This is a genomic window from Streptococcus sp. HMSC066E07, assembly GCF_001814695.1.
GTDB lineage: Bacteria > Bacillota > Bacilli > Lactobacillales > Streptococcaceae > Streptococcus > Streptococcus hominis.
Genome location: NZ_KV817414.1, coordinates 23,398 through 39,235 on the forward strand (window position 1 = coordinate 23,398; position 15,838 = coordinate 39,235).

General features: G+C 39.4%; 19 protein-coding genes and 1 riboswitch. Of the genes, 1 reads left to right on the forward strand and 18 read right to left on the reverse strand.

What is annotated here, in order from left to right; all coding sequences use genetic code 11:
• Positions 1–230: 230 nt before the first annotated feature.
• The 15 genes from groL to HMPREF2984_RS01195 all read right to left on the reverse strand — a co-directional run bounded on the left by groL (position 231) and on the right by HMPREF2984_RS01195 (position 11,753).
• Positions 231–1,853 carry a chaperonin GroEL gene (gene groL, locus HMPREF2984_RS01125; protein WP_049513151.1) on the reverse strand — a complete coding sequence of 541 codons (1,623 nt, stop codon included), beginning with the start codon at positions 1,851–1,853 and terminating at the stop codon, positions 231–233.
• Positions 1,854–1,884: 31 nt separating this feature from the next.
• Positions 1,885–2,166, reverse strand: coding sequence for a co-chaperone GroES (gene groES / locus HMPREF2984_RS01130; protein ID WP_070670071.1), 282 nt, complete (start codon positions 2,164–2,166; stop codon positions 1,885–1,887).
• Between the two features lie 144 nt (positions 2,167–2,310).
• A complete protein-coding gene (locus HMPREF2984_RS01135; RefSeq protein WP_070670073.1) occupies positions 2,311–2,601 on the reverse strand; it encodes a PTS fructose transporter subunit IA in 291 nt (96 codons plus the stop codon).
• A gap of 15 nt (positions 2,602–2,616) precedes the next feature.
• Entirely contained in the window at positions 2,617–3,447 is an 831-nt protein-coding gene (locus tag HMPREF2984_RS01140; RefSeq protein ID WP_003035287.1) for a PTS system mannose/fructose/sorbose family transporter subunit IID, read from the reverse strand.
• A gap of 1 nt (position 3,448) precedes the next feature.
• Complete coding sequence (locus HMPREF2984_RS01145; RefSeq protein ID WP_003030857.1) at positions 3,449–4,300, reverse strand: PTS mannose/fructose/sorbose/N-acetylgalactosamine transporter subunit IIC; 852 nt, start codon at positions 4,298–4,300, stop codon at positions 3,449–3,451.
• A gap of 32 nt (positions 4,301–4,332) precedes the next feature.
• Positions 4,333–4,827: a PTS sugar transporter subunit IIB gene (locus tag HMPREF2984_RS01150; RefSeq protein ID WP_003030874.1), complete on the reverse strand. Its 495-nt coding sequence runs from the start codon at positions 4,825–4,827 to the stop codon at positions 4,333–4,335.
• Between the two features lie 23 nt (positions 4,828–4,850).
• On the reverse strand, positions 4,851–5,285 hold the full coding sequence (locus HMPREF2984_RS01155) for a PTS sugar transporter subunit IIA (RefSeq protein WP_003028528.1): 435 nt from the start codon (positions 5,283–5,285) through the stop codon (positions 4,851–4,853).
• Between the two features lie 196 nt (positions 5,286–5,481).
• On the reverse strand, positions 5,482–6,768 hold the full coding sequence (locus tag HMPREF2984_RS01160; protein ID WP_049533299.1) for an ABC transporter substrate-binding protein: 1,287 nt from the start codon (positions 6,766–6,768) through the stop codon (positions 5,482–5,484).
• The gene (locus HMPREF2984_RS01165; RefSeq protein WP_070670075.1) at positions 6,765–7,448 is read right to left on the reverse strand and encodes a response regulator transcription factor; all 684 of its coding nucleotides are present in this window, start codon (positions 7,446–7,448) and stop codon (positions 6,765–6,767) included. Before HMPREF2984_RS01165 ends, HMPREF2984_RS01160 begins: the two co-directional genes overlap by 4 nt.
• Positions 7,441–8,754, reverse strand: a complete 1,314-nt coding sequence (locus HMPREF2984_RS01170) for a sensor histidine kinase (protein ID WP_070670077.1) — start codon at positions 8,752–8,754, stop codon at positions 7,441–7,443. The genes HMPREF2984_RS01165 and HMPREF2984_RS01170 overlap by 8 nt, the downstream gene beginning before the upstream one ends.
• Entirely contained in the window at positions 8,754–9,740 is a 987-nt protein-coding gene (locus HMPREF2984_RS01175; RefSeq protein WP_070670079.1) for a sugar ABC transporter substrate-binding protein, read from the reverse strand. Before HMPREF2984_RS01175 ends, HMPREF2984_RS01170 begins: the two co-directional genes overlap by 1 nt.
• A 292-nt stretch (positions 9,741–10,032) precedes the next feature.
• A complete protein-coding gene (locus HMPREF2984_RS01180) occupies positions 10,033–10,428 on the reverse strand; it encodes a single-stranded DNA-binding protein (protein WP_003028522.1) in 396 nt (131 codons plus the stop codon).
• 80 nt (positions 10,429–10,508) lie between these two features.
• Positions 10,509–11,135: a YtpR family tRNA-binding protein gene (gene ytpR, locus HMPREF2984_RS01185; RefSeq protein ID WP_049533296.1), complete on the reverse strand. Its 627-nt coding sequence runs from the start codon at positions 11,133–11,135 to the stop codon at positions 10,509–10,511.
• A gap of 16 nt (positions 11,136–11,151) precedes the next feature.
• Entirely contained in the window at positions 11,152–11,469 is a 318-nt protein-coding gene (locus HMPREF2984_RS01190; RefSeq protein WP_003028520.1) for a thioredoxin family protein, read from the reverse strand.
• Positions 11,466–11,753 (reverse strand): DUF4651 domain-containing protein, encoded by a 288-nt coding sequence (locus HMPREF2984_RS01195; RefSeq protein WP_059221210.1) that lies wholly within the window; start codon positions 11,751–11,753, stop codon positions 11,466–11,468. Before HMPREF2984_RS01195 ends, HMPREF2984_RS01190 begins: the two co-directional genes overlap by 4 nt.
• 119 nt (positions 11,754–11,872) lie before the next feature.
• Between HMPREF2984_RS01195 and pepA the strand changes: the two genes are divergently transcribed.
• The gene (gene pepA / locus HMPREF2984_RS01200; RefSeq protein WP_003039238.1) at positions 11,873–12,937 is read left to right on the forward strand and encodes a glutamyl aminopeptidase; all 1,065 of its coding nucleotides are present in this window, start codon (positions 11,873–11,875) and stop codon (positions 12,935–12,937) included.
• A gap of 62 nt (positions 12,938–12,999) precedes the next feature.
• Here pepA and HMPREF2984_RS01205 read toward each other — a convergent pair whose 3' ends face one another.
• The 3 genes from HMPREF2984_RS01205 to HMPREF2984_RS01215 form a co-directional block, all read right to left on the reverse strand.
• Complete coding sequence (locus tag HMPREF2984_RS01205) at positions 13,000–13,560, reverse strand: folate family ECF transporter S component (RefSeq protein WP_003039137.1); 561 nt, start codon at positions 13,558–13,560, stop codon at positions 13,000–13,002.
• Between the two features lie 33 nt (positions 13,561–13,593).
• Positions 13,594–13,683, reverse strand: a riboswitch (THF riboswitch).
• Between the two features lie 54 nt (positions 13,684–13,737).
• Positions 13,738–15,042 carry a bifunctional folylpolyglutamate synthase/dihydrofolate synthase gene (locus tag HMPREF2984_RS01210; RefSeq protein WP_022525281.1) on the reverse strand — a complete coding sequence of 435 codons (1,305 nt, stop codon included), beginning with the start codon at positions 15,040–15,042 and terminating at the stop codon, positions 13,738–13,740.
• Between the two features lie 65 nt (positions 15,043–15,107).
• Positions 15,108–15,746: a hypothetical protein gene (locus HMPREF2984_RS01215; protein WP_070496723.1), complete on the reverse strand. Its 639-nt coding sequence runs from the start codon at positions 15,744–15,746 to the stop codon at positions 15,108–15,110.
• Positions 15,747–15,838 lie beyond the last annotated feature (92 nt).

The following is a 15,838-nucleotide window of genomic DNA, read 5'->3' on the forward strand; positions in this document are numbered from 1 at the left end:
GCAAGAGAGAATAAATCTCTAATATTCAATGAACAATCATTCTGTTTCGTTTGTCTTCTCTGTACCTATCTTATATGCCCAAACTAAAAAATAATAAAAAGAGAAGTGGTGATGGATTCAATAAATCCATCACCACTTCTCTTTTTATTATCCTTGAGGACACGCTTACACTTTAATATAAAAGTAATCTTGTACAAAATTGAACATGATTAAGAACTGTATTTCTTAAACTACATCATTCCACCCATCATGCTTGGATCCATTGCTGGAGCGGGGCTAGCTGGTTCTGGTTGGTTAGCAACAACTGCTTCAGTTGTTAAGATGAGGCTCGCTACTGAAGCTGCATTTTGAAGAGCAGAACGAGTAACCTTGACTGGGTCAATAATTCCTGCATCAATCATATTCACCCATTCACCGGTAGCAGCATTGAAACCAGTCCCTGCTTCCGAATTTTTCAAGCGGTCAATGACGATAGAACCTTCAAATCCTGCATTCAGAGCGATTTGACGAACAGGTTCTTCTAATGCTCGAAGAACAATGTTGCGACCAGTTGCTTCGTCACCTGACAAGTCTAGTGCTTCAACGGCACTTAAAACATTGACAAAGGCTGTTCCACCACCTGAAACAATTCCTTCTTCAACAGCTGCACGAGTCGCATTGAGGGCATCTTCGATGCGGAGTTTCATTTCTTTGAGTTCTGTTTCTGTTGCAGCACCAACTTTGATGACAGCCACACCACCTGACAATTTCGCTAAGCGTTCTTGGAGCTTTTCACGGTCGAAGTCAGATGTAGAACTTTCGATTTGTGACTTAATGACAGCCACACGGTTGGCAATCGCTTCTGCATCACCAGATCCTTCAACGATAACAGTGCTATCTTTGTCCACAGTTACTTTTGAGGCTTGTCCAAGTGCTTCAATCGTTGCATCTTTCAATTCCAAACCAAGGTCTTCTGTAATCACTGTACCACCAGTCAGAATCGCAATATCTTCTAGCATCGCTTTACGACGATCCCCAAATCCTGGTGCCTTCACAGCGACTACATTGAAAGTACCGCGGATTTTATTCAGTACAAGAGTTGGAAGAGCTTCACCATCTACATCATCTGCGATAATCAAAAGCGGACGGCTTGTTTTCAAAATATTTTCCAACAAAGGAAGAATTTCTTGGATATTAGAAATCTTCTTATCTGTAATCAAAATATATGGATTATCTAAGTCAGCAACCATTTTTTCATTATCTGTTACCATGTATTGAGAAAGATAGCCACGGTCAAACTGCATACCTTCAACAACATCTAGCTCTGTTTCCATTCCTTTTGATTCTTCAATAGTGATGACACCGTCGTTGCCAACTTTTTCCATGGCTTCAGAAATGTATTCTCCGACTTTTTCAGAACGTGATGAGACAGCTGCAACTTGCGCAATGGCTTCTTTATTAGAAACCGGAACAGAGTTTGCTTTTAAGGCTTCAACAGCTGTTGCAACAGCTGTTTCAATACCACGACGAATGCCAATTGGGTTTGCACCAGCCGTTACATTTTTAATCCCTTCGCGGACAATTGCTTGGGTCAACACAGTCGCAGTAGTTGTTCCGTCACCAGCGATATCATTGGTTTTTGATGCAACTTCTGACACCAACTTAGCTCCCATATTTTCAAAATGATCTTCGAGTTCGATTTCTTTTGCAATGGTGACACCGTCATTTGTGATGAGTGGTGAGCCAAATGATTTTTCAAGAACGACATTGCGCCCTTTAGGGCCTAAGGTTACTTTAACGGTATCTGCCAAAATATCAACACCACGCACCATGGCGCTTCTTGCATCCGCTGAAAATTTAATATCTTTTGCCATTTTTACAATTCCTCTTTCTATAAATTTTTATTTATTCAACAATCGCTAAAATATTTGCTTCATTGACAACGAGGTACTTTTCTTCGCCGTCTTTAACATCAATTCCCGCGTGGCTTTCAACGAGAACGGTGTCACCAGCTTTTACGCTTGGCGCAACGAGTTCACCGTTGAGTGTACGAATCCCTTCCCCGACAGCCACAACTTTTGCCATCTTTGTGGCGTCTTGTCCTGCACCTGCAATGACAAAACCACCAACTTTCTGTTCTTTTTCTTCTATTTTTAAGACCACACGGTCACCTAATGGTTTAAGCATTTGTTTACCTCCAATATCTTGTTTTAGCACTCCATGAGCGCGAGTGCTAATATTTACATTTTCTATTGTATCACTTGGTCAGAAATAGTCAAGAAAAAAACTCTGTCAAACGACAAAGTTTTTAGGGGGAAAGCAAATAAATTTTTATCGAACCAATCTTAATTTTTCTTCAAAATTATCAATGACTTTTTTGAGATTCAATCGTCCTTTGTAAATACCATAGCCAAAAACGAGCATGGCTAATATTCCCAACACTGCTAGGATCATTCCAAGAACAAAGGCAATGAGATTGGTTTGACGGAAGAAATAGACCAGAACAAGACCGATACTAGCAATGGTAAAGAAGAGACTAAACCAACGTCCGAGATTTTCAATCATGTGTTTTTGATATTGAATTTCCGTTTCATATCCTTGAATCAATTCTTGTTCTGTCATAATTTTCTCCTATTTTTAGTATTTCAATCCTGGGTTGAAGAATCCAACCAATACACCAAGGAAGGCTACTACAACGAGAAGCAACATTACCTTAATTGGTGAAAGGTTTTTCTTCGCCATCAACCACCAGCAAAAGACAATAAACAAAGCTGTCAATAGACCTGGATAAACACCATCTAATTGATCTTGCAGTACCAAGAAAGCCTTTCCTGAAGAGTCTTTCAATTTGAAAGCTGTCTTAACAGGTACCCATGTCGCTGCAACTGCACCGATGACCATACCACCAATGATAGAAACAGACTTACGGATAGCTTGTCCTTGAGGTCCGACAAGAAATTCAACCGCTTTGTCTCCAAGTTCATAGCCTTTAAAGTAGGCAAATTTCATACCAAAGTAAGCGAGCAAGTTCCAAACAACGATATAGAAAATGGCACCAAGTGGCGAACCACCATTTGACAAACCAAGAGCAATACCTAGTATAATCGGAATCAAGGTACCAACAATCAATGAGTCACCAATCCCTGCAACAGGTCCCATCAGACCAGCACGAAGACCGTTAATCGTTTCATCATCTACTCCATCAGCCCCATTCGCACGCGCTTCTTCTAGACCAGCTGTAATCCCTACAATCAAAGCACCTAATTGCGGTTCTGTGTTGAAGAATGCAGTGTAAGTGTGCATTGCTTTGGCTTGGTCTTCTTTTTTAGGATATAATTCTTCCACGATTGGCAGCATTGAAGCTAGGTAACCAAATGTTTGCATATGTTCTTGTGAGAAGCAAGTTAAGTTCCCATAATACCAATGATGGAAAGATTTTCCTAATGTTTTTTTCGTTAATTTAACCATTTTAAATATCCTCCTCATCGTCGTCATCATCAAAACTTGCACTTGCGGCTGCTTGTGCTCTTACATTTTTAGCCATTTGAATTTCATAGAATAATACTGCGAAAATCAATGAAATGACTGCACAAGATACAAGGTTAAGTCCTAATGAAGCTGCTAATGTAAATCCAACAAAGAATGGAATGAAATCGACAGCTTTTTCAACAATTTGTTTCAAGAGGATTGCAATTCCGACACATGGAAGGAGAGAACCGACTGTAAAGAGGGTTTTCATTGGAATACCGTCCAATGGAAGTGCCGTTTTCAAGGCCGTAACTGCATCTGCACCTAATTTACACATAATGAGGGTTGGCAAGAATGAGAATACCAAGTGTGAAATCCAAGGGAAGCCCCAGTCTACTACATATAAGCGTTTAAATTCACCTTTTTCAACAGCTTTCCAACCAATATGTTGCCAAAGCAAGTTCATGGTAGCTGTACCATAGAAAAGAACTGTACCGACTGTACCAACGAGTGTTCCCATTGATTTAGCCAAGTTAGCAGCGTCTGCAGAGTCAAGTGATAGTCCTTGCGATTGAATAGCTACCATTGCCAACGGAATTCCAATATAAGAAACCGCACGAACGTCAGCCGAAACCGTACCACCAGGTGTTACCAAAGCGATATAAACGAGCTGCATCGCAACCCCACAGATGATACCTAATTTCACATCTCCTAGGATCAGTCCTGAAACTAAGCCACCTACAAGTGGGCGTCCAAGAGTATAGTTACCAATGGAAGTACCACCTAAACCAGGCATAGATGACAGACAGGCAAATAACCCTAGTAAAGCGGCTTGAAACCACGAAATTGTCATAATAAAGCCTCCTTAATGCTTATTATATTTTTTTAAAAACCAAATTTAGATTTGAAATCGTCCCAGTAGCCAATAGACACATCTGGCAAGAGTTGGAATTTCACTTTATAGCCAGCTTTTTGAATCGCTTCAAGCGCTTCCGCTTCCTCTTGTGTAATAGATTGGTTATTTCCTAATTTAATAGCTCCTGGACGGTCATTGGCTGGACCAACAATAATTTCTTTGATATCACCAGGCACAAAACCTTGATCAACTAGTATTTCTTTCATGTCAATTGGATTTTTAGTAATCAAGAAATAGCGACTATCGGAATCCAATACCTTTTGTGATTTTTCTTTCCATGCTTCTTTTGTCCAAACGAATGTTTTTTTATCAGAAGCTGCTTTGTAGGCTTGTTTCAAAACTGCATTTCCTGCTGCAGCATTATTGACAGCAACTAAGCCGTCACAAGGATATTCTTTTGCCCAACGAGTTACTGTTTGACCGTGAATCATACGGTCATCAATACGTACAAATGAAATTGTCATGATAAATCTCCTTTTATTTCTTCTTAAATGTCATCTTCGTCATCTTCATCACTAGCAGTCACATCAAATTCTTGCAGAGCTGCGGATGCTTCTGAGAGAATGGCTTGTGCCAAGTCTTTTCCTTCCAACATATCTTTCATTACTAAGCCTGTGAGTGCCATTGTCAAATTGAGACCACCAAGTACGACTGCCGTGTTTAACTTGCCAAGTTCTGACAAAACGTTGCAAGCTGTCGTCAAAGGGCTTCCTCCGACAATGTCTGCCAACACCAAAACCGTATCTTCTGTTCCCAGATTTGCTAACGCTTGACGAAAGTCAAGAGCGAAATCATCAACAGACTTGCCTTCTTTTAGACCTACTGCAATGACTTGGTCGGTCTTATCACCAGCAAACATCTTCAATGAGCTTTGCACACCTTCTGCTAGTCCACCATGACTGACTAGTACTAGATATTTCATGTTCTTTCCTCCTTCATTTCTGTCTTTATTTTACTAAATATGGAACCGGTTTCACATTGTCAAATGTCACTTTGTAAAGATGACATTTGTTAGTTAAAATATGACAAATGTCATATAGTTTTTCAAAAAGAAAAATAGCCAGCTTTGAGCTAAATCTCTCATCTGACTATTTTGATATTTATTCTTCGTTAAATCTCTATTTGCCTGTTTCTTCCATTTCCCTTTGAATACTTGGTAAGATACTGTCTATTTCATTATTTTTGAGAGCATTTCCTAGTAAATAATCCAGCCGTTCCAAAGAATGATAATCTAAGTCTCTGCTAATATCTAACACCGAATGCTTCATCATATGATCCAGTCGTTGCGATGTCAGCGAATCTAGCCCAAAATCATCTGCCTGTAAAATCTTTTTCGTCTGACTGCTTTTGACAATTGATGTCAAGACAGAGGTCCCTTGTGATTTTGCAAATAGTTCTTGCTGATTTTTTTGATTTTGACACAGCAATTTCATAAACTCCCAAGCTAATTTATCCTGTTTTGTCTTTGAAGACATAGCAAAAAGAGACGTTTTCACTTGTGTTGCAGGAATGCCCGCTTTAGCGGCTGGCATAGGAATACAGGTCCAAGAAAATCTAGAATATTTTGCCACATGATAGGGATAGGGTTTGTAGGTTCGATATTGAGCCAAACTCATGGGATAAAAGGCTACCTTACCTTCATCAAAATCATTTGACGTTACCTTGTACCGTTGATTTAATGAATCCAATTTACTGATAAAGGAGAGTGCTTGATGCATTTCCACACTATCAACATTGACACCACTTTGATTTCTCAAATGCCCATTATAAGCTACCAGAGCCTGTTTCCAAGTATAATCCGTAATACCATACTGGTCAATCAGACCGTCACCATCTGTATCCTTTGTTACTTTTTGACAAATCGCATATAAGTCTTCTAAAGTCCAATTGGAATCAGGAATCGAAATGCCTTCTTTTTCCAGCAAATCCTTATTGACACACATCATGATAGGATTGCTTTCAATCGGTAAAGCATAACTGTGTCCCTGATATTGCCCAGCTTGATAAGCAACTGGATAGTAAGCTGCAGCCTCTTCCTTACTAATCAAAGAATCCAAGGATTTAAAAGCCCCAGAAGCCGCTAACATAGAAAAATCATTTTCAGGCACCATAAATACATCTGCCTGCTCACCTTTTAGAATCTTTTCTGCTAGCCAATTGTCATAGTCCTTTTTAGGAATGCCGCTCTCATAGACGACTTTGACATTGGGATGTGACTTTTCAAATTGGCGGATAATATTGTCTAATACTCTATTCTCACGACTATTCGGAACGTCCCAGCTGCTGCCTGCATACACTCCAATTCGCAAAATCTTTTTTTGATTGGAAGTCCATAAAACAAAGCTAAGGGTCACTAAAAGGAGAGCCGAGACGAACATCGTCAAATACCTCATCCGCCACTTCATTTGTCATTGTCCTTACTAAAATCACGTTGGGTAACACCTGTCTGCACAGCCCAAATAGCTAATTGCGTGCGATCTCGCAAATTTAATTTCGTCAAAATGCCTGACAAGTAATTCCGCACGGTCCCTTCAGATAAAAATAACTTAGCTGCAATTTCTTTGTTTGATACCCCAAAGCCAATTTGCTGAATAATCTTCCACTCAGTCTGACTCATGTCTTCCACATTTTCTTCCGCAACAGAAATAGCAAAATTGGACTGTGCCATTTGTGAAAAGATTTTAAACACTTTGGTAGCAATGTTAGGGTTAATCATAGCACCACCTTTGTAAACCGTTTGAATGGCTTGGTGCAATTCTTCAGTAGAAACTCCTTTTAAAATGTAACCAGAAGCGCCATATTTCAATGCTGAAAAAATGAAATCATCATCATCGAAAGTTGTTAGAATGATAATTTTGATATCTGGATATTGTTCTTTGACCGCCTTTGTACAGAGAACGCCATCCATAACAGGCATTCGAATGTCCATCAAAATCACATCTGGATGTACATGGTGAAGTTTTTCGAGCACTTCCTTGCCGTCACCGACTGTTCCCACCACTTCAATATCTGAATGAGCCGATAAAATAATTTGTAAAGACTCACGAATCAAGGCTTGATCATCTGCAATTAAAACTTTAATCATTCTTTCCTCCTATTTTCGGAATTTCAATATAGGTATAGAAACCGTTGCGATTTTCAAAATGAACATTCCCACCAATAATCGCCAAACGCTCCTGCATTTGTTTGAGACCGAAACCATAGTGAAGCTCATCAAAGCCGACCCCATCGTCTTGTATGGTCATGATATAATTTTCTTTTTCCAATAATTCAATCCAAATCGTCTTGGCATGTCCATGCCGCACTGAATTTGTAATGGACTCCTGAATCACCCGAAAGACAATATCCTCTTTTGCAACATCCAAATCAATCGTGCCCCATTCATAGAGAAAATGAATTTCTAAATTAGAAATGGCTTCATATTCTCGAATAATTTTGAGCAATGCTTCTTTTAAACTATTGTTTTCTAGAGCGCCGGGACGCATTTTATTGAGCGAGCCTCGCACATCACGGATACCGTCTCGCACAACCACAGAAACATTTTCTAACTGCTCCTTAGCACGATTTTTGTCAATATCCACCAAAACCTTAACCGCATCAATCCCAGCTGAAATTCCTGTCAAAGCATGCCCTAATGTATCATGGATTTCTCTGGCAATCCGCTTTCTTTCACGGTCTTCCGCAATTTTTTCAGATAAGGCTAAATAACTATTTAACTCACGATTGGCTTGCGCTGCCATCCGCAGCTCTTCTTCAATATGGTGCTTTTCGGTCATTGCAGATAAAATATAGAATAGCAAAGAAATCATAAAGACAACCAGATTTAGTGAAAAGAGAAAATTCTTTCCAAAAAGGAGTGCCATGCGAATAGATTCTGGACAAAAACGAATATAAGTATCTAACGAAGGCAATTTAACAAAAAGCGACATCAAGTCATAGTTGGACAAGAGCAACATACTAAAGCTCAAAACGATAAAAGAAAACCAATATTTCCGATCTTTGGAGGTGTTAAATTCCTTAGAACCGTAAAAAATATCTGCAAAAACCAATAGAATCAGACCATTATAAGAAGAATGCAAGACAGCAAAAATAACCAACATCAGCAAAATCTCAATAATAGTTACTTTATCATAAACAGATAGCTGATTTGGATGCTTCTCACGGTAATAAAAAACCAACAATAAGCAAGCATAAAAGGCAATCGACATCGAAAAACTAAAGCTCGGCGAGCCTGGGATAGCATCCAAACGTCCTAGCAGTGAATGAGCATAGCCTTTTGCCACTACATAATTCGTTGCAAAAAGATAAATAGAAGCATTATAAACAATGGCAATAAAATTGATGACCATTAAAGCAATTTTGCTATAAAAAATACTTTTATTTCGTCTCATTATTGCCACCCTGTAATTGTATATTGCCCGATATTATCTTTATTCACCAAATGAACAGGAATGAGATATTCCTCTTTGTAAGCTTGATGCTTCATCATGCGCTCAATCACTTCTGTCACCTTTCTGCCCATTTGAATCGGAGACTGAGCAACCGTTCCTTGAATATCATTGGTGTTGGCAAGGAAATTCTTAATATCAGGCGAGCCATCTACGCCATAGATAGCAATCTTATCTGTCACTCCTTGGTCTTTTATGGCTGCGAGAGCTCCGATTGCAGCACGATCATTTAAAGACATGACCACATTAAATTGCATTCCTTCGTTCAATGCTTTTTTTACTTGAGGCATACTTTCTTCCGTTTGCCCCAATGTTTCCCGCTCAGAAACCACCTGATAAGCAGGATGCCCTTTAATCGTATCTAAAAATCCTTGAATCCGATCCATCGCAGACACAGCGTTATGATGTTCCAATAGTAAGATATTCGCACTTGACAAACGTTTCATCATGTCTTTAGCTATCAGCACACCGGCTTGATAATTGTCTGACACAATAGTAGTATCAACTTTAGCATCTTTGCTAACAGGTGCATCCACGACAATAATCTTGATTCCCGCTTTTCTGGCTTTATTTAAAGAAGTCAGAATCTTTGGACTGTCACTCTTAACTGGGTTTATAACAATCACATTTACTCTTTCTTGAACAAAATAATCAATCTGTTGGCTTTGCTTGTCTTCGTCTAATTCTGGGTCTCGCACATAAATCCGACTTCCTTGTTGATTGGTTTTTTTCTCAATTTCAGCATTTAAGGTTTTATAAAAATCATTGTTCATCGTCATATAGGTCGCTCCTATCTTGACCTGCTTGCTATCTGATGAATTCCCTTTTACATAGAGGAAAACTAAGCCAGCCAATACAAGGACAAACAGAAAAAATAATAGATATTTACGATAATAGCGATATTGCTTTTGTCCTTTACCTGCTCCCATTTTTTCTCCTTATCATCATCAGTCTTAAACAGAAGACTCTGTTTTATCTAGGTTTATTATATTATATTTATACAAAAAAGCAAAACCTCGCCAAGAAAAAGAAGTGTAAAAAACTTGAAAAATCCCCCTAACTTCCTTGTTTTTAAACTCAAGTTAAAACTAAATGCAATTCTCAGACTGTTGACTTCTATCTTCCCCATATTATTCATACATCATTGAAAGCATAAAATGCTAATTTTTTCGCTGACTAAAGACAAATAGACTGGATGTTGTCCAGCCTAGCTTATCTTTATTAAAATGGCAATTCCTCTTCTTCCAGAAGCAAATCTGCCAAGTCTGCACCTGCATTATTCTCACGAAGAGCTCGCTGTGCACGGCTTTCTAATAGCTGGAAACCATTGCAAAGCACTTCTGTGACATAATGCGTCACTCCGTCCTTCTCATAGCGGCGAGTGCGAAGTTCGCCGTCTAGTGAAATCAAGCTGCCTTTACTTGCATAACTTGCCAATGTTTCGGCTAACTTGCCCCAAACAACGACATTGACGAAGTCTGCTTCTCGTTCACCATTTTGTCCTTTGTAGCGACGATTGACCGCAAGTGTTGCACGCGCCACAGATTTATCATTAGCTGTTTTGTTTAACTCTGGTGTATTCACCAAGCGACCGATTAAAATTACTTTATTATACATTTTGTTTTCCTCCTAACTATTTATTCGTAAGAGAAAAGAAAAAAATCGTGAAAATTCACGATTAAAACTTAATTTCTATTTTACTCTTGCCAATGCTTAGTTGGATCAAAGGCTGTTCCTACTACTTCCGAACTTGCTAATTCAATAATCCCACGTTTTTGCGGAGCGTTTGGCAGCTGCAATTCGCGAGGACTACACATCATACCAAAACTCTCTTCTCCACGCAGCTCACTAGGAAAAATCAAGTTTCCCTTTGGCATCATAGCACCCGGAAGCGCCACAATCGTCTTGAGACCTACTTTAGCATTAGGCGCACCTGCTACGATTTGAACCACTTTATCTGCTGCTACTTTTACTTGACAAATATTAAGGTGGTCACTATCTGGATGAGCTACCATTTCCACAATTTCACCAACCACAAATTTCGGCTCAAGGTCATTGACCAATTCTGGCTCAAAACCTGCTTGGCTCAATTCTTGATTCAGAATTGAAATTTCTTCATCTGTCAAAAAGACTTGACCGCGTTCGGTAATATTAACAAGATTAGAAATCTGAAAAATATTCCAAGCAACCGTTTCTCCATTGTCCAAACGATAAACACGCGCTACGTTGCCCTTGCGTTCAGCAGCTAACTTAGCAGCTTGACCGTCTGCAACAATCACCATTAGCACGTCACCCACATGCTCTTTATTATATGCAAAAATCATTATTTCTCCTATATCTTCAGTTTAACTGGGCTAAAAATTCATTGATTTGCGTCTGCGTTTTTCGCTCGCGATTAACAAAACGGCCAATTTCTTGTCCATTTTCTAGGACTACTAGGCTAGGAATCCCATACACATCCCACTTTTTGGCAACTTCCATATAATCGTCACGATTGACCTCAACAAAGGTAAAATCAGGATTCTCTGCTTCAATCTCAGGCAAAAAAGGTTTAATAAAACGACAGTCTCCACACCACTCGGCTGTGAAAAAGAACACAGTCTTTCCTTCGCGTTTCACAAATGATGCCAATTCTTCTATATTTGCTGGAATAATCATTGTTCTTCCTCATAGGTCAATTCGCCATTTTCATACACAAATATGAGGTGCCGACCATCTTCATACACCACACCACCAACCAATCGATGCTCATCTGACTTGTATAATTGCACATATAGTGTGGCAATATCGCCTAGCTCAGACAAACTTTTCCGAATTTCAGCAACTAATTGCTCACGCTGCTCAGCTTCTTTTCGTTCGTCCAACGTTTTTTTAGTCGCATAAGCTGCAATCCCTACTCCTGCAAGTGCAGCCGTTGTTAATAGAATCTTTTTAGCTTTCATGACAATATTTTAACACAAAAGATAAATTGGGACAAATCGAAACACTACTGTTTTTTATCTTTGAATGCTACCCAACTATGATAGAAAATGATAAAATAAGAACAGAAAGAAGGTTAAAGATGTCAGAATTATTTTCAAAAATCAAAGAAGTAACAGAAATTGCTGCCGTTTCAGGGCATGAAGCGCCTGTTCGCAATTATTTACGTAAAAAAATGACTCCTCATGTGGACGAAGTCGTAACAGACGGCTTAGGAGGCATTTTTGGAGTGAAACATTCAGAGACTGTTGATGCACCGCGTGTCTTAGTAGCTGCCCACATGGATGAAGTTGGCTTCATGGTGAGTGAAATCAAACCCGACGGAACTTTTCGTGTGGTGCAAATTGGTGGCTGGAATCCACTCGTCGTTAGCAGCCAACGCTTTAAACTTTTTACTAGCTCTGGAGTTGCAATTCCTGTCATTTCAGGATCCGTTCCTCCACATTTGACTCGTGGAACAGGTGGACCAAGTCTACCAAGGATTGAAGATATTGTTTTTGACGGTGGATTTGCTGATAAAGCAGAAGCTGAAAGCTACAGCATTCGTCCAGGCGATACGATTGTACCAGACAGCTCTGCTATTCTCACAGCTAATGGGAAGAACGTTATCTCAAAAGCTTGGGACAATCGTTACGGTGTCCTCATGGTGAGTGAACTGGTTCAAGCTCTAGCTAGACAAAAACTTGGCAATGAACTCTATGTTGGAGCCAATGTCCAAGAAGAAGTCGGCTTGCGTGGAGCCCATGTTTCAACGACTAAGTTTGACCCAGAAGTTTTCTTTGCAGTAGACTGTTCGCCTGCTGGCGACATTTACGGAGATCAAGGAGCTATCGGAGAAGGGACTCTGATTCGTTTCTTTGACCCAGGTCACCTCATGTTGCCAAATATGAAAGATTTCCTTTTGACAACGGCAGAAGAAGCAGGCATCAAGTATCAATACTACTGTGGCAAAGGTGGAACTGATGCCGGCGCCGCTCATCTCAAAAACGGTGGTGTGCCTTCTACAACTATTGGTGTTTGTGCACGTTACATTCATTCTCATCAAACACTCTATGCAATGGACGACTTTTTGCAAGCTCAAGCTTTCTTACAAGCTCTGGTTAAGAAGTTGGATCGCTCAACCGTTGATTTGATTAAAAACTATTGAAAAGTGTATATTTGAAAAGGCTGTGGACAGTGATGTCTCAGCCTTTTTCTGCTCTCATTTTTTTACTTATTGTTTAATCCCATTAACTTACGTAATTCGGGGATTCGTTGCAACTGTGGAACAATGAGCATTGTCACAACTACTCGTAAAGGAATTTCAAAAACAGACCATGCCCGAGTAGCGTATAGTGCAACAAAGGGTACTCCATATTGTAAATGGAGAGCTAAGGGCGTTAAAGTAAAGGTCCCCACTCCCATAACAGCGATAGTTGCTAGCGTCACCCAAAGCCAGTCTTTCTTCCGTTCAAATCGTAATTCTTTGCCATAAAAGAAATAACCATAGAGAATACCTTGCAAGGCTTCAATCAATGTAAACCAGATAATGAATGGTTGTCCCTGACTCAAAAAGAAAAAGGAAAGCATATCATATACGGCAGAAACCAGACCAGATAAAACCGGACCAGCGACACTTCCCATAAGGGTATAACCGATAAAAGCTGGACTCAGCTTCAGCAAACGAGGGATGACAAAGATTGAAAACTTCTCTAAGACAAAACAAAGAGCCACAATCATTGCGAGGGCAACCAATAGTTGCACCGATAACTTTGGCGAGTTTTTTTTCATATTCGCTCCTTTTCTTTCGGGAGCCGTCAAAATGACAGCGGATGCAATGGCCTACCGCACAAATGTTTCGTTGTATGGCAACATCCCATCCATACACACTTAACGCAGACCACTTACTCTGTGCAAACAAATTGCTCTTTCATTCTATCACATTTTAACTATTTAGAAAACCTCCTTTTACCTATCGCTCATTAGATATTTTCTAACTTCTGCAAGGAAATAGAGGGAGCCTGTGATAAGCAGCAGCTCTTTCTCTCCATGCTTGGCTTTTTTGTATTGCTCCAAATAAGGCAACCACTCTACATATGCTAACTTTTCTCGCTTTGCCAAACATTGCATTTCTCCTGTTGAAAAACTCCGTGAATCCTCAAAAGTTGTCAAAAGTACGCGAGATGTGGGAACCATTTTTAGTAAAGCAAGCATTTCATCCAACGCCTTAGTTTGAATACATGTAAATAAAATCGTTTTTTGATAATCTGGAAAATGGCTTTCTAGGGAAGCAAGCAGAGCTTTCAGTGCATGAGGATTGTGCGCCCCGTCCAGCAAGATCAAGGGTGCTTTTGAAATTTTCTCCAAGCGAGCAGGCCAATACGTTCGTTTCAATGCCCGTCGCACCTCATTTTCACTCAACAATGGTAAACCTTTCAAGCTGCAATATTGATCACACAGTTCAATTGCCAGTCCCGCATTCTCAACCTGATGAACGCCCAAAAGAACAGTTTGATAGTCCTCTTTTCGTCGAAATGCATTTGAAAAACGAAATTTTTCTCCCTCTTCTAAGCCTTGCACAGACTCCACCTGATAATCTTTCTTATATCGTATGTGGAGTGCCTGACATTGCTGAGCAATAGTGTGAATAACTGTCAGTGCTTCTGAAGAAATCTTCCCTGTCACTACTGGCACACCTTGCTTGATAATCCCCGCTTTTTGCTTGGCAATGTCTTCTAATGTCGTACCTAAAATAGCTGTGTGATCTAGTCCGATTGTCGTAATAGCTGTCAAAACCGGTTGACACACATTGGTACTGTCCAATAAACCACCCAGACCTACTTCCATTATGACCACATCTACCTCTTGCTGGCAGAAATAATCATAAGCCAATGCCGTAATAATCTCAAACTCTGTTATTTCCTGCAATATCGTATCATCTGCCTGCTTTTTTAATAACTCTTGATAAGATTGCAACAAAGAATAAAAGTCTTCGCCTGAAATAGGCAAACCATTGATTGCAATTTGCTCATTATAGTTAAGAAGATAAGGCGATGTAAACGTTCCTACACGCAGTTTCTTTGCTTGCAATAGCTGACGTAAATGTGCAATCGTTGAGCCTTTTCCATTGGTACCTGCCACATGAATGACTGATATTTGTAAATGAGGATTGCCTCGCAGCGATAATAGTCGTCGCACTCTTTCTAAGCCCAAATGTGGCTCTTTTGTTTGGTGCTGCTGCAACCATTCTAACTGTTTTTCTTTTTGTATCATTGCTCTTCTCATCCAATCTATAATGCTCTCATTTTATCATAGAAGTGGGATTTCTACAAAACAATTTACCAAAAAATAATCAAGAAAAGAAGAGAAAAGCTATTGCGCACCAAATGACTGAAAATGGAAAATTCCAAACGAAGAGTTGGCTTGGAAATCAAGAAAGAAAGTAAACTCCCTAAACCTGTATAAACAATAAAACAAGTTAAATTAGCTGGATTTCGTAAAATGATAAATAACAAACTACCTATCATAAAACTCGTTTGCGCTTGACCTTTTGACACAAAAAGATAAATAATAGATGACCGAACCTCAGGCACGAGAGCTATTACATCAACACCCAGCAAAAAAAGAGAGGAGTGGATGAACAGACTCATAAATAATTGTTGACTTTCTGAAACAGTAGCCGTCCCTTCTAAAATCATCAGATAAACTCCTATCGCATTGATAAATACTATCATGAGATAAGATAATCGCAGGAGAGGCCAATAACGAGCCGTTAAGATCTCTGATTTAAAATTTGTTAATTCTCTGGAAAAATAGCGAAAATAAAGCAAGCCAGCAAAAAATAAAATGAACAAAAATACAAAACTGGACTGCTGAAAAGTTAATGATTTTGGCAAGGGTGTCGTCAGCAAGACCAAAGTAATCTGTGTCAAAACGATTAGCAAACTCATTTGAAGAATATTTTTTATCTTTCTCATTTCAACTCCTTTTTTACCTTGTTAGTATAAAATATTTTAAAGGTTTCCTCGGAAGATGCCCTAAAAAGTTATTTTTTATCTTCAAATAGTAA